The sequence below is a fragment of the Clostridium sp. D5 genome (assembly GCF_000190355.1).
Taxonomy (GTDB): Bacteria; Bacillota; Clostridia; order Lachnospirales; family Lachnospiraceae; genus Faecalicatena; species Faecalicatena fissicatena_A.
Genome location: NZ_GL870810.1, coordinates 74911 through 89988, shown reverse-complemented (window position 1 = coordinate 89988; position 15078 = coordinate 74911). Strand labels below are relative to the sequence as shown.

Below are 15078 nucleotides of genomic sequence, written 5' to 3'. Positions count from 1 at the left end.
AAAGAATCTTTGTCTTCCGCACTGATGCACCAGCCCTATGCCAGGCTTGCCGGGAAGGTTTTTGGAGCTGTATATGTCCTTTCGGAATGCTAGAGTGCGCTTACTGCTTCTTGGATAAAATACTGCCGGGAATGTGGGAGGAAACATGATTCCGAATCATGTTTCCGGATGACCAGCATGGGAAAATATCAATTTTCCCATGCTGTGTCATCCCGTGCCCACATTCCCGGCAGTATTTTATCCTAGAATCAGTTAGCAGCGCGGGTGCATCCCGAAAGGACATATACAGCTCCAAAACCTTCCCGGCAAGCCTGGCATAGAGCGTCCCCCCATCCGTTCACTCACTAGTTCGTTCCCTGCTCCCGTCTGCCGAATTGTCCGATTACGATTACGAGGATCAGTATGACTCCCCAGACGAATGTTTTTAGAGACGAATCTACGCGCATGATATTGAACGCGCTGGACACGAGCTGCAGTACGATTACGGACAGCAGGACTCCTGATGCGCTGCCTTTGCCTCCGTCCGGGTTTGTGCCGCCCAGTACGACGATCAGCAGGGAAAGCAGTGTGTAGGAACTGCCGTAATCTGTTTTTGCGGAGTTGTATCTGGATACCATGATCAGGCCGGCCAGGCTTCCCAGGACCCCCGACACCGCATAGGTCTTGATAGTGACCGCCAGGTTGTTGATTCCGCTGTAGCGGGATGCCATGGAGTTGGTTCCCATGTACCGCACGTGCTGGCCGTATACGGTTGAGCGCAGCAGGAAGGAAACCAGCAGGGCGCCCAGGATAAAGATGATAAATGCAAGCGGGATTCCTGCCACTGTCCCATTTCCCAGCACGCTGTAGCCTTCCGGCAGTCCCGTGATTGCCGGGCCCTTTGTGATCATCAGGCCGCAGCCGGTATACAGCTGCAGGCCGCACAGGGTGACCAGCATGGGCGGGATCTGAAGGTATCCGATCATAAATCCGTTAAAGCATCCGCAGAGCGCTCCCACTAATACTGCTGCGATGCATCCAAGGAGTATGGAAGCAGGGCTTCCGCCCATTTTTACCATGATGTATGCCGCTACAATCCCGGAAAAATTGGCGATTCCAACCAGGGACAGGTCGATTCCGCCTGATATCATAGCCAGCATCATTCCAAATGAGATGAGGCCGAATTCCGGAAACTGTGTGCACATTCCCTGGATATTCTTGATTCCCAGAAAGGATGACGGCGCCAGGACTGCCATGACTCCAAAAATAAGTACAGCAATCAGAAATAGCATCATGCTGTTTTTATCTGAACTTTTCAGTCTGCTTTTTATATTTTCCATAGTGCCACCTTCCTATATTTTTACACTATTTTGTATTTTTTTGGTTCTCAGCGAAGTGATAGACGTACCAACTACGATCAGAAGGCCTACCACAAATGTCTGTGCATAGGTGGGAACACCAAGCATGATCAGATTGTTCTGGATCAGTGCAATCAGTGTTACGCCCAGTATCGTCCCCGATATGGAGCCATGTCCGCCTGTGATTCGCGTGCCGCCCATGACGACAGCAGCGATCACCATCATTTCGGTGCCCATCAGCACCTGCGGGTGCGCCTGACGCATCAGGATCATATAAGTCACACCACCGACACCTGCCAGTGCCCCTGCCAGTATGTACACGAAGGACTGGATAAATACAACACGGAAGCCTGCGATTCTGGCTGCATTTTTATCGCCCCCCACCGCATAGATTCCGCGGCCGAGCATGGTATATTTCAGCAGGATCCAGAGACCGATATAGATCACGACCGGAATCAGGATCAGGGCGGTAAGCTGATAAGTGATGCCGCTTTCTCCTACATACTCATAAATAAATACTTTGGAGAGATTTCCGAAGCTCTCCGGGAGTTTGTTGATCTCCTTGGAACCCAGGAATGCCAGAGTTGCACCGTTGGCCACACTGCTCACTCCGAGCGTTGCGATCAGAGGAGGAATTCCCAGACGGGCTACAAGTACTGAGTTGAGAAAACCAAACAGCATTCCGATCACAATCGCTATGATAAATGCCAGCACGATACTGTTCAGCCCTGCCCCATTCATGATCATCGCAGTTGCATACATTGCAAAGCTGGCAACGGCAGGAAAAGAAACATCGATTCCGCCGGAAATGATCACCATCATTTCAAACGCCGCGAAAATCAGGGTTACCAGCATGGAACGCAGAAGCGAAACCACGGTGGATGCACTTGCAAATGCCGGATTGACAATCCCTATAAGAATACACAGGGCCAGTATAATGTACACTACAATCATTTCGTTTGTAGCAAGCCCTCTTTTTATTCTGTCTTTCATACTGTTTCCTCCTCACTTGTAAGCAGCCTGGAAAGCTTTGTCTCATCCAGTTCCCGTGAACTGATGCTGCCGGCGGTCTTTCCATTCTTCATGATCAGAATCTTGCTGCAGTTCTGGATCAGTTCGCTGACATCATCTGATATCACGATGATTCCGACGCCCTGCTCAGCCAGTTCTCTCAGTATCTTATGGATATCCGCCTTGGATCCAATATCCACACCGACAGTGGGGCCGTTGAGTACCAGCAGCGCCGGATTTGTATTCAGCCATTTGGCAATGACCATCTTCTGTGCATTTCCACCGGAAAGCGTCCGGATCAGTGGTTTCGGCGATTTCGCGTTACAGCCGATCTTCTGAATCCAGTTTTGGGTTGCCTCATACATTTCCTTATAATTCAGCCTGCCCTTTTTTAAATATTTCTGAATTGATGCCGCCACGGTGTTCTCCTGAATCGAACAGTCCAGGAAAAGCCCCTGAGTGAGCCTGTCCTCAGGCACATATGCAATCCTGGCCTTCATGGCATCCTCGATGGACCTTATGGTTACCTCTTTGCCGTTTAGTGTGATCTTTCCCTCACCGGCCGGAGCAATGCCGAACAGTGCGTCTCCCAGCTCTCCGCGCCCGGAACCGAGAAGTCCGGTGATGCCGAGCACCTCTCCCTTTTTCAGGTCAAAGCTGACCTGTTCAAAGGATCCTTTTCTCGTAAGATTTTCGACCTTCAGAATCACTTCCCTGCTGTCCTCGGGACGGTAATACACTTCTTCCACATCACGCCCTGTCATACATTTAATGAACCGTTTCCTGTCAAACTCTCCGATCGGTCCCGTAGCCACATTTTCTCCGTTTCTCAGAATGGTCAGACGGTCCGCGATTTCATATATTTCATCCAGCTTGTGGTTTACAATTACGATTGCCATGCCTTTATCTTTCAGGTTTCTTATGATTGTATTGAGCATGCTGACCTCTTTCTGGGTCAGTGCCGTCGTCGGCTCGTCCAGAATCAGCAGTTTTGCATCATTTATAATTGCACGGCAGATTGCCACCATCTGCTTGTTGGCTATAGAGAGCCTCTCCACCAGGACATCCGGATCCATATGGGCACCGATCTGTTCCATTGCCTGGATGGCGAGCTCTCTGGACTTTTTCCAGTTCATAGCTTTCGTCCCCGTAAGCAGGGCATGGTTCATGGCGATGTTCTCCGCTACTGTCAGATTTGGAAAAACTGCAAAGTCCTGATAAATCACCTGGATGCCCTTCCGGATAGAATCAATCGGTGTCAGTTTTTCGATCTTTTCGCCTTCAATATATATTGATCCTGCTGTAGGGTCATGGGCGCCGGAAATCACTTTGATCAGCGTTGATTTTCCGCATCCGTTTTCGCCTGCCAGACAGTGGATCTCACCGGCTCTGATTTCCAGGCCCACACTTTTGAGTGCCTGGACGCCGCCGAATGTTTTCTTAATGTTCTCCAATTTCAGAAATATTTTATCCATAATCATCTTCCACTTCTTTTATAATCCCATCAGGGTATCGTAATACGTGACGTTTCAGTATCCATACAGAATAATGGGTGGGATGCAGCTCCTCTGAGAGCCTCCCACCCCTTTTCTTTGAAATCAGTGAATCAGAAATCGTATGCCGGGTCATCTACATTGTCTTTTGTCACATCAATCCACGCGTTTCCAATCAGTATATTGCCGTCCAGTGTCATTTCATTGTAACCTTCTACGCCCAGATCAACACCGTCTTCGATTGTCTCACCTTTGAGAAGTTTTACTGCTGTCTCTACCATTGCTTTGCCTGCCAGCGCCGGATCCCAAAAACTGATCATATCAATGGTTCCATTCTTTACATACTCTCCTGCATTGGATACAAGAGCAGTTCCCACAATCTTAATCTTTCCTGACATTCCCATCTCTTCTACCGCCAGTGCAGCACCTGCAACATCAGGCATTGCGGAGCCCTGGATTCCTACGATATTCGGATTTGCAGTCAGCGCTTCTTTTATTTTGTTGTATGCGGTATCCTGGTCATCGGATGTCTCGATGAGGTCGCCGTATTTCTTCATGTCCGGATATTTGTCTTTCTGCAGTGTCTCCGCTGCTGCTACCCATTCCATGTGAGATGCACTTGTAAGAGCCCCTACCGTCTGTACATACTCGCCTTTTCCTCCGCACGCATCGCCAAGTGCTTCCATCAGGTGATTGCCGTATTCATCGTTGTTGAAAGCCTCAATATCATAATCCACATTGGTCATGCCCGGCGCCTCATGTGTGATGACAACAATGCCCTGGTCTCTTGCCTTCTTTAATACCGGCTCCAGTGACTCTGTGGAGAACGGTACAACACAGATCGCATCCACGCCCTGGGAAATCAGGTCTTCAATGCACTGTGCCTGCAAAGCTCCGTCGGCTTCGGACGGTCCTGTAAAGAAAGCATCTACGCCTGTATCCTTTGCATACTCATCTACGCCTTCTTCCATTCTCTCATACCATGCCAGCGCCGTCAGCTTTGGTACAACTGCGATTGTATAATCTCCATCATTCTTTTTATCCGCTTTATCCTCTGTCTGGCTGCTTTCTGTCTTACTGCCGGAGTCCTTGCCGGAATCCTCGACGCTGCCGCATCCTGCCAAAAGTGCTGTCGTCATTACAATACTTAAAACCAGACTAACTATTTTCTTTTTCATATTTTTTCCGCTCCTGTTCTTTTTCTTTTCTCAATCGATTTTATCTGCCGGGCGTATTGTCGCCCCCATTCTACCGTTATAACGTATCACCGTATTAAAAGGGGTCTGACCCCTTCGTATTTTTATTTTTCGTTTTCTGCGTAGTATACATAATCCGGCGCTTCAATCTTGCCGCCGTTGCCGAACTCTACGATCATGTGAAGCAGCTCGCCTGTACTCATGTAGTAGTGGCTGTCTCCGTCAATCCAGCCTGTCTGCATAACCTTTACACCATAATCCCCAAGCCTCCGGCACTCCTCTTTGATCTCCTCATCCGGATATACATCCTTGATGTGATGGAATCCGGGGCCGTGCTTTTCGAGGAAATCCCAGTAAATATTATCTCCTTCGACAGGCTGTATGATCTCAATCTCCATATCTCCAACCCACTTCACTGCACAGATGAAATCAAAACCTTCCGTAATGTGTTCGCCGTTCACCTTGAAATCCCTTAACTTCTCCGGTGTGAAATGTCTGACATCCCATCCGTCAATTCCAAGATAATAAGCGTAATTCTTCATATATTTTTCTGCGTCATCTACAACGATTGCAATCTGCCTGATATTCTGTCTGTGAACCACAGGCCTCTTTGTACCTTTTGCTGGATATACTTCTCTGGCCTCACCGATCTTGCCGCCGTTTCCAAGTTCAAGCGTCAATCCCAGCTGCTCGTGGGAATCCACATAGTAGTGGACGTCGTTGTCGATCCAGCCTGTCTGTATGACTTTGAGTCCCTTTTCTTCCAGTTCCCTGATATATGTCTTCAGCTCATCGTCATCCGGAATCACGATTTTAAAGTGATGCAGGCCGCTTCCGTATTTTTTCAGATAATCCCAGTAAATGTTCGGCCCCTTAACCGGCTGGATCAGCTCATACTCCACATCTCCCTCCCAGGTCACTGCACAGATGAAATCAAAGCCTTCTTCAATGTGCTCGTCATGTACATAAAAATCTCTGACCGTTTCCGGTGTGAAATGGCGGATATCCCATGGTCCTATTCCAAACTTCTCCCAGTAGTTTTTCATTGCTGTATCCAGATCCTCTACCAGGATACATATCTGTTTGATTGCGCCTTTCATGTTCTAAACTTCTCCTTCCGTGTCTGCCTTGTAATAGATGTCCCATTCTTTTCTTGTCTCTTCGATTAAAGCAGCGATCTTTCTCGTTTCTTCCCAGGTAAAATGCGGGCTTTCCAGTTTTCCGCTTCTGAGGCACTCCTGTACCTCACGGATCTCAAACTGGAATCCGGATGCCGGATATGTCTCCATATACTTTTCCTTCGTGCCGTCATTCATGATCAGTGTCGCTGTGGTCGGATGCCAGAATTCAGGTCCGATGATGATCCGGCCTTCTTCTCCGACAATCTCTGTCTCCGGTGTGCTGATCTGGTTAAATGCTCCTCCCACAAATGCGGCCCTGCCGTCTTCATACTCCAGCAGCATGTGGAAACTTTCGTCCACTTCCCCGTTCGATTTCATTGTGGAATGTACCTGCACCGGTCCCTCAGGGAAAGCCAGGTAAGCCATTGCCAGAGAGTAGATTCCCACATCCCGGAGTGCCCCTGCGGCATGCTGCACGCCGCCCTTCCACGGCTGCCACTCATCAATCGCCGGTTTGATATCAAAAGATGCATGTACGGCCATCGGTTTCCCGATCCTGCCTTTTTCCATCCAGTTCCTGGCTTCTATGACTGCCGGGAAACATCTTGTCCACATGCCTTCCATCAGGAATACCTGTTTCTCTTCCGCCTTTTTGAGTACCGCGTTCAGCTGACGCTGATTATCAACCATCGGTTTTTCACTTAAAACAGGGATTCCCCTGTCAAGCGCCGTCATAATGTATGAAAAGTGGCAGTCATTCGGAATTGCTATGTAAACTACATCAACCTCTTCCTGCGCCAGCATACCTTCAAAATCTGTATATACCTTATCGCAGTCGTACTTCTGTGCAAATGCCCTTCCGCTTACGATACTTCTTGAAACAACCGCCGTAAGTACGGCGTCCTCAACTTCCTGCATCCCTTTTGCAAATTCATTGGCAATATAGCCTGTGCCAACGACTGCCCATTTTACCTGTTTCATATTTTGTACCAAGTCTTTCAAGCACAAGCCTGCTTGTAGTTGAAAGATGCAAACACAAAGGGTGATCGGTGTGCCTGCATTTTTTCCTTTCTTCTAAAATTATTTCACCCTGAACTCCAGTCTGGATTTTTCTTTTTGCATGCGTTGTTTATAGCTCTATTATGTGCATTTTTACCACTGTTGTCAATGTGTTTTCGGCAACTTTTATTTATTTGTGACTAATAAACATTATAAAAACGTTTCCACAGTAGCATAATGCACAAAGGAAACGTTTCCATAAAATAGTAATTATTCTTATTTTAGTCATTTTTAACAATTCGTTTTTTCAGGCGGTTCCACCCTTCTGAAGCCAGACATCTGTGATCTGATGGTATTCAATATCCTGATCTCCCTGAATCAGTTTCATAATAGTGTCCACACATTTTTTAGCCAGCAGCGGGATATCCTGACAGAGAGCCGTCACCACAGGAGTTACCATACGTGTAAAGTCGGTCCCGTCATATCCGACTATTTTTAACTCCCGGGGAACCTTGATTCCCATATCCGTCACAAAATGATACAGTGCAATTGCACCCATGTCAGAGGCAAATATACCATCCGCCTGTCTCACCTCATCCTCATAATTTTTCAGCAGTTCTACATAATAGGAATAGTCCATCCGGTTCCAATCCATTTCCAGCGTACGGACAGAAATATGGTATTTGTTCATCACCTTTTCAAATTCCAGATATCTGTCATTTGAGGGTGTATTCACACGGAAAAATCCGCCGATCTGGATCACTCTCCTGCACCCCTGTTCTACCAGATATTCCGCCAGAATGCGTCCCCCTTTGCGGTGGTCCGAGTGGATCAGCGGTATCTTCGGACCCAGATCGTGATCCATACTGACAATCGGCTTGTCAATCTGCTGGTACACCGTGTCTTCCACCGACAAAGCACAGGTAATAATACCGTCCACAATATTCCGGTCCAGCATATCAATATACTCCTGCTCCCGGTCACTCGTTTTAACCGTATTACAGACCATGGTCTTATACCCGTATCTGTACAGCTCAATCTCCACCTGACGGATAAAAGATGCATAGAACGGCGTCTGGAAATCCGGTATAATCACTCCGATAATCCCTGATTTTTTCCTGGACAGATTCCGTGCGCGTTCGTTTGGAATAAAATTAAGCTCCCGAATCGCTTCCTCGATCCGCTTTCTGGAACTTTCTGAAACATAACCGGTTCCGTTAATCATGCGCGATACCGTTGCAATCCCCACATTCGCACGCTTTGCCACATCCTTAATGGTAGCCATACTGAGATACCTCCTTGTATTTACAACTTTCACTTTTTGCTGTTTTCATTTCGTAACATTATGATTAAACATAACACAAACCACATGAATACACAAGATGCGAAGTTGGGGGAATGAAGGGGCGCGGGTATGGGGATGCCTGAGGGAAGCGGGCTGGCTGAGCGGAACAGATATGTATTCTTACTTTCGATCTCTTGATTTCCGGCGAGCAGGGGCAGACGGGCTTGTCAACGACGGCGTAGCCGTTCATTTCATCGTTGACAAGGGCGGCTTGCTCTGCTACTTCCTCCCCGTACCGTTTGTCTATTGGGTAAGGATAGTATCAGATACCTTTTGAAATAAAACTGGCTGTATATCAGGGTAAGTCCAGAGGCTGGGTAACGAATCAAAAAATTCAATTCGTTCGATTTCCAAAGGCGGTAGTTCGCCTAAGGAATCAATCTTTGCAAAGTAAAGCATACCGAAAGATTCTTGTCCGTCCTTGATTACGGAATAAACACAAACGGGGGTTAAAGCAAATGTTTTGGCTCCCGTTTCCTCCCACAATTCTCTTTTCGCTGTAGCTTCAATGGTTTCACCATTTTCCCGGTGTCCTCCTGGACATTCATATGTAGTCCGTTTTTTATGTTTGCAAAACACCCATTTGCCGTTATATTTGGAAATAATGACCGCAAACTTCAACAGCCTATCCTCAACATCCTTATAGAAATTTACTGTTACCATAAAAGCTACCTACTTTCTCTAAAAATATATTCTATTATCTTTCATTATCCAAAAACACCTTTGACCCTGTTGCTCCTTTTTGATACTGATACTTACCGCTATAAGAATTTAATGCGACATCATCTAGTTGAGCAAAAACAAGCTGCCCGACTCTTCGACCAGTTTTTAACTCTATGGCGCAACGATTGGCATTATATAATTCAAGCGTTATTTCTCCTTTAAAGCCGGGGTCAACCCAACCTGCATTTTGAATAAACAGCCCCATACTCCCTAGCGAACTTCTGCCTTCTACAAATGCGGTTAAATTATTTGGAAGTTCAAAATACTCCATCGTTGTGGCAAGAATAAATAGATTGGGAAGCAAAATACCAGTTTAGCTCGTTTCGAATAGAAACTTTTCATAGATTCTTTCCTACTCTTCTTTATTCTGATTTTATTATAAAATCAATTTTCATGATTGGGGGAACATAATTTTAGCACCGTGAGCATAATTTTTTGTTCTTTTGTTTAGCGTACTCAGAAACACTTAATTTTCCAAGCAGCAGAAGTTCCCGGGCGTGTTCGCAGCGTATCATATTAAGAAAACTTATCATCGTTGTGCCGGTAATCTGCTTAAATTTGTTACAGATATAAGACTTGTCAAATCTTAAATATTGACAAACATCTTCCGTGGAGATGGGATGTACATAATTTTTCTGCATGTATTCAATTACCTGATTCACCATACGCTCTCCTGAAGATTCTGAAGTTCTTTTAGAAGGTTCCGATACCTTGCCATGGTTTTGCATCAAATCGAGCAAAAGCTCCAGCAGAATTAATTGTACTCTAGCTTCATAAAACTGTGGTTATATGTTATGGGTTCGGGAGGTGTGGGGACGGGAGTCCTGTGTACAGGATTGTCAGCTGGTGCATGGCTCTTGTGGCGGCTATGTAGAGGAGGCCTTTTTCGTGCCGGGTTTTGTAGTTATTGTTGTCTGCGTCTATAATGATTACCTGGTCGAATTCTAGGCCTTTTGACATTTGGATGGACGTTAGGGATATTCCGACGGTGAATGAGGTGCTTTCAGGGGTGATGAGATGGATTTCGTAATCTTTGGAAAGCTGGTTGTATAATGTGGCTGCGGATTGGTTTGTTTTCAGGATGATTCCGAGGGTGGTGTATCTGCTTTTTGGAAAGGCTTTTAGGATTTTTTTGATTTCGTTTATTTCTTCCCGGGTGTCCTGACAGGGGATTAGCATTGGGGGCGGGCCGTGGCGTTCTATGGGGTCTAATTGGTCTGTCTGGAGGATTTTCTTTGCATATGTGATAATTTCGTAAGTGGAACGGTAGCTTTTTGTCAGCTTTACCAGACTTGATCCGCTATATTGCCGCTTCATGTCCTCCAGGGTGTTTTGATGGTTGGGGTTGATAAACTGGCCGAAGTCTCCCAGTATGGTTTTGGGGCAGGGGAACAGACGGTTGATGACGGCATATTGTATGGGGGTATAGTCCTGCATTTCGTCGATTACCACATGTTTGATCAGCCTGCTTTCCTGGAGGCCCTGGAAGGCTGCCTGGAGATATAGAAAGGGGTATACATCCGCCCACTCCAGAGTCTGTCTTGCGGGGAAGACGAGCATATCCGGGCGGCCCAGGTGTTTGTAAAATTCTTTGTACAGGGCCAGGCTGTTTTTTATTTTCAGCATTTTCTTCAGGCTCTTTAAAATGTTTCCCGGACGTGGTATGTCATCTCCCAGGAAGTTGTCTGAATCAAAACGGTCATGGATATCTTCGGCAATCAGCTGCAGTCTTTTTTTGAACGGATAGGCCGCATAGGCATGGAAACGGTCTTGTATGAAGTCCGCCGAAACGTTAAAATGTCCGAAGGTGTAGTCTTCTGGAAGAAAGATGATATCAGGAAGCTGCTGTAAGAAGTCATCCATCTGTTTCACAAAATCTAAGGTGGATTTGAAACGCACCCGCTCTGCCCATTTCGCATCATCGGTTTCTAAGGGGTCTTTGTCTGATTCAAAAGAAACGATCTCTTCCAGCTGTACTGCTGCAATATCCTCAAAACTCAAGCCGTAGATAGGTTCTTCTCCCAATTCCGGCAGAACAGTGGATATGTAATCACCGAATACTTTATTGGGTGAGATAATCGTAACGTTTTTTGCTGTCAGCCTATCCTTAAAGCGATATAACAAAAAGGCGATCCGGTGCAGTGCAATCGATGTTTTCCCGGAACCGGCAGCTCCCTGAATAATGAGCGTACCGGATTTTTCGTTTCGGATAATCTGGTTCTGCTCCTTCTGAATCGTGGAGATAATGGATTTCATCTTTTCATCCGAAGTGTGGGAAAGCTCCCGCTGCAATACATCGTCCTGTATATTTACCGCGCTTTCCAGCGTGTATTCCAGTACTCCGTTTTTTATCTTAAACTGGCGTTTGCGTGTCAGATTCCCTTCAATTCTGCCTATGGGAGCATCATATCCTGCGGGACCAACCTCGCAGTCATAAAACATGCCTGCGATCGGTGAGCGCCAGTCAAAGATCAGAAGTTCATTCTCATAATTGAATGTAAAGCGGCCAATGTAGTGCATTTCGGCTGCTTTTTTATCCTCTGCCTGAAAGTCAATTCGGGCAAAATAAGGGGACTCTTTCAGTTTGACAAGCCTCTCCCATACACCTGCTGCAAAAGCTCCTGTGTGATCTATTTGTTTCAGTGCCAGTTCATTCTGGAACATTTCATGAGGATCGAGTTCTCCGCGGTAGTCTGCCATGTACCGCTTCGCATCCATGTACTCCTTATCCATCCGTTCCACATTGGATTGCGCCTCATGCACGGCAGCATCCAGCTTGTTATTAATCATTTTAAGGTGGTTCGCCTCATCGGGAAAGTGTCCGGAATCAATCACTGCAGATTCTTTTTCCTCATAGCGGCCGCCCTGTTCATTCATCATGTACATCCTCCTTTGACAAAATAAATCGCTGTGTCGGATACCCAAATTCAACAAGCAGTTCCGCTTCCGAAAATCCCAGCCCCTGTATCTCCCTGCGCTGTCCGGTATCCGCCTTATCCCCCTCTCTGAATGTAGTAACACTGATTTCGTTCCCATGCACCAGTTCGTTCATTACCTTATCAAGAAATGCTTTCGGTATCCCTTTGCTGCGGTAGAGCGGGTGGGTCCCCATAAAATCAATGCTCCCCGTCTCATGTGAAAAAAGCATAATCCCCACCGCAATAGAACCGTCCTTCAAAATCAGCGCCTGTTTCCGTTTTATCCTCCGCACCAGTTCTTCCGTATATTCTTCTTCATACAAATGCGGAAACCCATCAATAACAAGCCTCACCAGCTCCATCCAGCAGGAAATATCCTCCTCCCCCGCAAACTCAATGCTCCATTCCTGTACCTCGTTACCATAAAGCATCTCATAATCCCCTTCCATTCTAAACTTTAACTGCAGCGGATAAAACTTTTCATTCTTTCGGTACTGATTCGGTGTCTGCTTATACATCGCTTTAAAGATATTTGAAAACGCCTGCTGGCTCTCATACCCCGCAGCCGCCGCAACCTCAATAATAGGCTTCGCCGAAAAAACCAATAACTTTGCCGCCTCGGTCAGCTGCCTGCGCTGCACATAATCATGAATCGTCATCCCCACAGTACTGTTAAAAACCCTGTGCAAATAATATTTCGAATAATGGACCGCATCCGCCACACAATCCAGATCCAGCTTCTCCGTCAAATGCCCTTCAATAAACTCAACCGCCGCCGAAACTGTAGCAATCCTCTTCTCGCCCATAAGCCCTCTCCCCTTTCACAGTTCCCTATTCTATCAAATTATAGCACCTTTGTTTTGCCCATTCTTGCTCTTTTTAAATTCCCGCTCCACTATATTAAAGTACAATATTTAATTTTCTCAGCCGTTACATTTATATATTTCCCCACCCTCCCAGTCCCATCCGCTTCCCCCGCTTCATTCCCCAACTGATGAAGCCCAGCTTTGCGGACTAGAAGACGGGATGTGCCGGTGAGGCCTGTACTGTTTTGATAGACGTAGAGCAGGCCTACCAGCAGTTGGAGGAAACGCAAAGGAATGCAGAGGTGGAAATTGCTCTCCAAAGCAATTTCCAAGCAGACCTGAGCCGCCTAAGCATCAGGCTTAGGCGGTGAATGTCTGCGATCCTCTGCATTCCTTTGCGTTTCCTCCTACTGCTGGTAAGCCTGCGGGTCGTCAATCAAAACAGTACAGGCCTCACCGGCACATCCCGTCTTCTAGTCCGCAAAGCGTCCCCTCCCCCAATCACTCCGCATTTAGAGAGCGCTTCTTTGTGATTGTGACTTTCTCATCATAACATGTGAAGATTTGGTTTACTTTTTCCTTCGATATTTTAGGTGTCACCCAGCTCACGACAGGAACAATGAGCAGCCCCGCTATCAGTGCAATCGCCCCGGCGTTAATGGATGATTCTATGTAACCAATGAACATATTTGACACGGTGATTCCCACGCCCGCAATAAAGCTTGCCCAGACTGCCGCCCGTGTAACGCCTTTCCAGTACAGACCGTATAAGAACGGAGCCAGAAATGCCCCAGCCAGCGCGCCCCAGGAGATTCCCATGAGCTGGGCAATAAATGTGGGCGGATTCAGTGCAATCACTACGGATATCACAATAAAAAATACGATCAGCAGCTGCATGGTGATCACCTGTTTTTTCTCACTCATATTCTTCAGAATATTGTCTTTTAATAAATCCAGTGTCATCGTGGAACTGGATGTCAGAACCAGTGATGACAGCGTGGACATGGAAGCGGACAATACCAGTACCACCACGACTCCGATCAGGATATCCGGCAGTGTGGAAAGCATAAAGGGTATAATGCTGTCATAAATCACCGCTCCCGTTGTCCCGTCATAGATAGAAGGATCATCAAACAGCCTGCCGAATCCGCCCAGGAAATAGGACCCCCCTGCCACTACTACGGCAAACAGCGTAGAGATAACCGTTCCTGTATTGATTGACTTTTCATCTTTAATTGCATAAAATTTATTAATCATCTGAGGAAGTCCCCAGGTTCCCAGAGAGGTCAGAATCACAACTCCGAGAAGGTTCAGCGGATCCGGTCCGAAGAAAGAGGTAAATGCCCCAGGCTGTCCCTGCGTCACAGCCACATCACTTGGAATCTGCGCCATCGTCTGAATCGCCGCCATGAATCCGCCCTTACCGCTCAGCACTGCTCCGATTACCACCACAATACCAATCAGCATAATAATACCCTGTATAAAATCATTGATAGCGGTTGCCATGTATCCCCCAAGAATCACATAGATCGCAGTAAACACCGCCATTGTAATCACACAATATGAATAAGGAATATCAAACGCCATCCCAAACAACCTGGACAGTCCGTTATACACGGAAGCCGTATAAGGAATCAGAAAAACAAACACAATCACAGAAGCCGTAATCTTCAAAGCCCTGCTGCCATAGCGTTCTCCAAAAAAATCCGGCATCGTCTTAGAACGCAGATGCTGCGACATAACCTTAGTCCTCCGCCCAAGCACAACCCAGGCCAGCAGACTTCCGATCACCGCATTGCCAATCCCAATCCAGGTAGAAGCAATCCCATATTTCCACCCGAACTGCCCCGCATACCCGACAAAAACAACTGCCGAAAAATAAGAAGTCCCATAAGCAAAAGCCGTCAGCCAGGGCCCCACAGACCGTCCCCCCAGCACAAACCCATCCACACTGCGCGTATGTCTCCTCGAATAAATACCAACCCCAACCATAACTACAAAAAACACTACAAGCAAAATCAACTTAACACCCATGTCTCAACCTCATCTCTCATCTTACATTGCTCATCTACTTTATCGCGCAACGCTTCGCTGCGTTACGCTTTAAAGCATTAAAGCATCATGGGCCT

The 15078-nt window shown here is 46.8% G+C and carries 12 protein-coding genes; all 12 read right to left on the bottom strand.

Annotated features, from left to right (window positions below; genetic code table 11):
- Positions 1-344: 344 nt before the first annotated feature.
- The 12 genes from HMPREF0240_RS06840 to HMPREF0240_RS06775 all read right to left on the bottom strand — a co-directional run bounded on the left by HMPREF0240_RS06840 (position 345) and on the right by HMPREF0240_RS06775 (position 14983).
- The gene (locus HMPREF0240_RS06840; protein ID WP_009002712.1) at positions 345-1319 is read right to left on the bottom strand and encodes an ABC transporter permease; all 975 of its coding nucleotides are present in this window, start codon (positions 1317-1319) and stop codon (positions 345-347) included.
- A gap of 12 nt (positions 1320-1331) precedes the next feature.
- On the bottom strand, positions 1332-2330 hold the full coding sequence (locus tag HMPREF0240_RS06835) for an ABC transporter permease (protein ID WP_009002711.1): 999 nt from the start codon (positions 2328-2330) through the stop codon (positions 1332-1334).
- Complete coding sequence (locus HMPREF0240_RS06830) at positions 2327-3823, bottom strand: sugar ABC transporter ATP-binding protein (protein WP_009002710.1); 1497 nt, start codon at positions 3821-3823, stop codon at positions 2327-2329. The genes HMPREF0240_RS06835 and HMPREF0240_RS06830 overlap by 4 nt, the downstream gene beginning before the upstream one ends.
- Before the next feature lie 131 nt (positions 3824-3954).
- On the bottom strand, positions 3955-5019 hold the full coding sequence (locus tag HMPREF0240_RS06825) for an autoinducer 2 ABC transporter substrate-binding protein (RefSeq protein ID WP_035312617.1): 1065 nt from the start codon (positions 5017-5019) through the stop codon (positions 3955-3957).
- A 122-nt stretch (positions 5020-5141) separates the two neighbouring features.
- Positions 5142-6137, bottom strand: a complete 996-nt coding sequence (locus HMPREF0240_RS24930; RefSeq protein ID WP_050794497.1) for a VOC family protein — start codon at positions 6135-6137, stop codon at positions 5142-5144.
- Between the two features lie 3 nt (positions 6138-6140).
- Positions 6141-7160, bottom strand: coding sequence for a Gfo/Idh/MocA family oxidoreductase (locus tag HMPREF0240_RS06815; protein ID WP_035312616.1), 1020 nt, complete (start codon positions 7158-7160; stop codon positions 6141-6143).
- 304 nt (positions 7161-7464) lie between these two features.
- The gene (locus HMPREF0240_RS06810; RefSeq protein WP_035312615.1) at positions 7465-8442 is read right to left on the bottom strand and encodes a LacI family DNA-binding transcriptional regulator; all 978 of its coding nucleotides are present in this window, start codon (positions 8440-8442) and stop codon (positions 7465-7467) included.
- A 303-nt stretch (positions 8443-8745) separates the two neighbouring features.
- Positions 8746-9165: an NUDIX domain-containing protein gene (locus HMPREF0240_RS06805; RefSeq protein ID WP_009002704.1), complete on the bottom strand. Its 420-nt coding sequence runs from the start codon at positions 9163-9165 to the stop codon at positions 8746-8748.
- Positions 9166-9199: 34 nt separating this feature from the next.
- Entirely contained in the window at positions 9200-9529 is a 330-nt protein-coding gene (gene dcd / locus HMPREF0240_RS06800; RefSeq protein WP_347462568.1) for a dCTP deaminase, read from the bottom strand.
- 488 nt (positions 9530-10017) lie between these two features.
- Entirely contained in the window at positions 10018-12105 is a 2088-nt protein-coding gene (locus HMPREF0240_RS06790) for a 3'-5' exonuclease (RefSeq protein ID WP_347462567.1), read from the bottom strand.
- On the bottom strand, positions 12095-12949 hold the full coding sequence (locus tag HMPREF0240_RS06785; RefSeq protein WP_009002700.1) for an AraC family transcriptional regulator: 855 nt from the start codon (positions 12947-12949) through the stop codon (positions 12095-12097). Before HMPREF0240_RS06785 ends, HMPREF0240_RS06790 begins: the two co-directional genes overlap by 11 nt.
- Before the next feature lie 501 nt (positions 12950-13450).
- The gene (locus HMPREF0240_RS06775; protein ID WP_009002699.1) at positions 13451-14983 is read right to left on the bottom strand and encodes a sodium/solute symporter; all 1533 of its coding nucleotides are present in this window, start codon (positions 14981-14983) and stop codon (positions 13451-13453) included.
- Positions 14984-15078 lie beyond the last annotated feature (95 nt).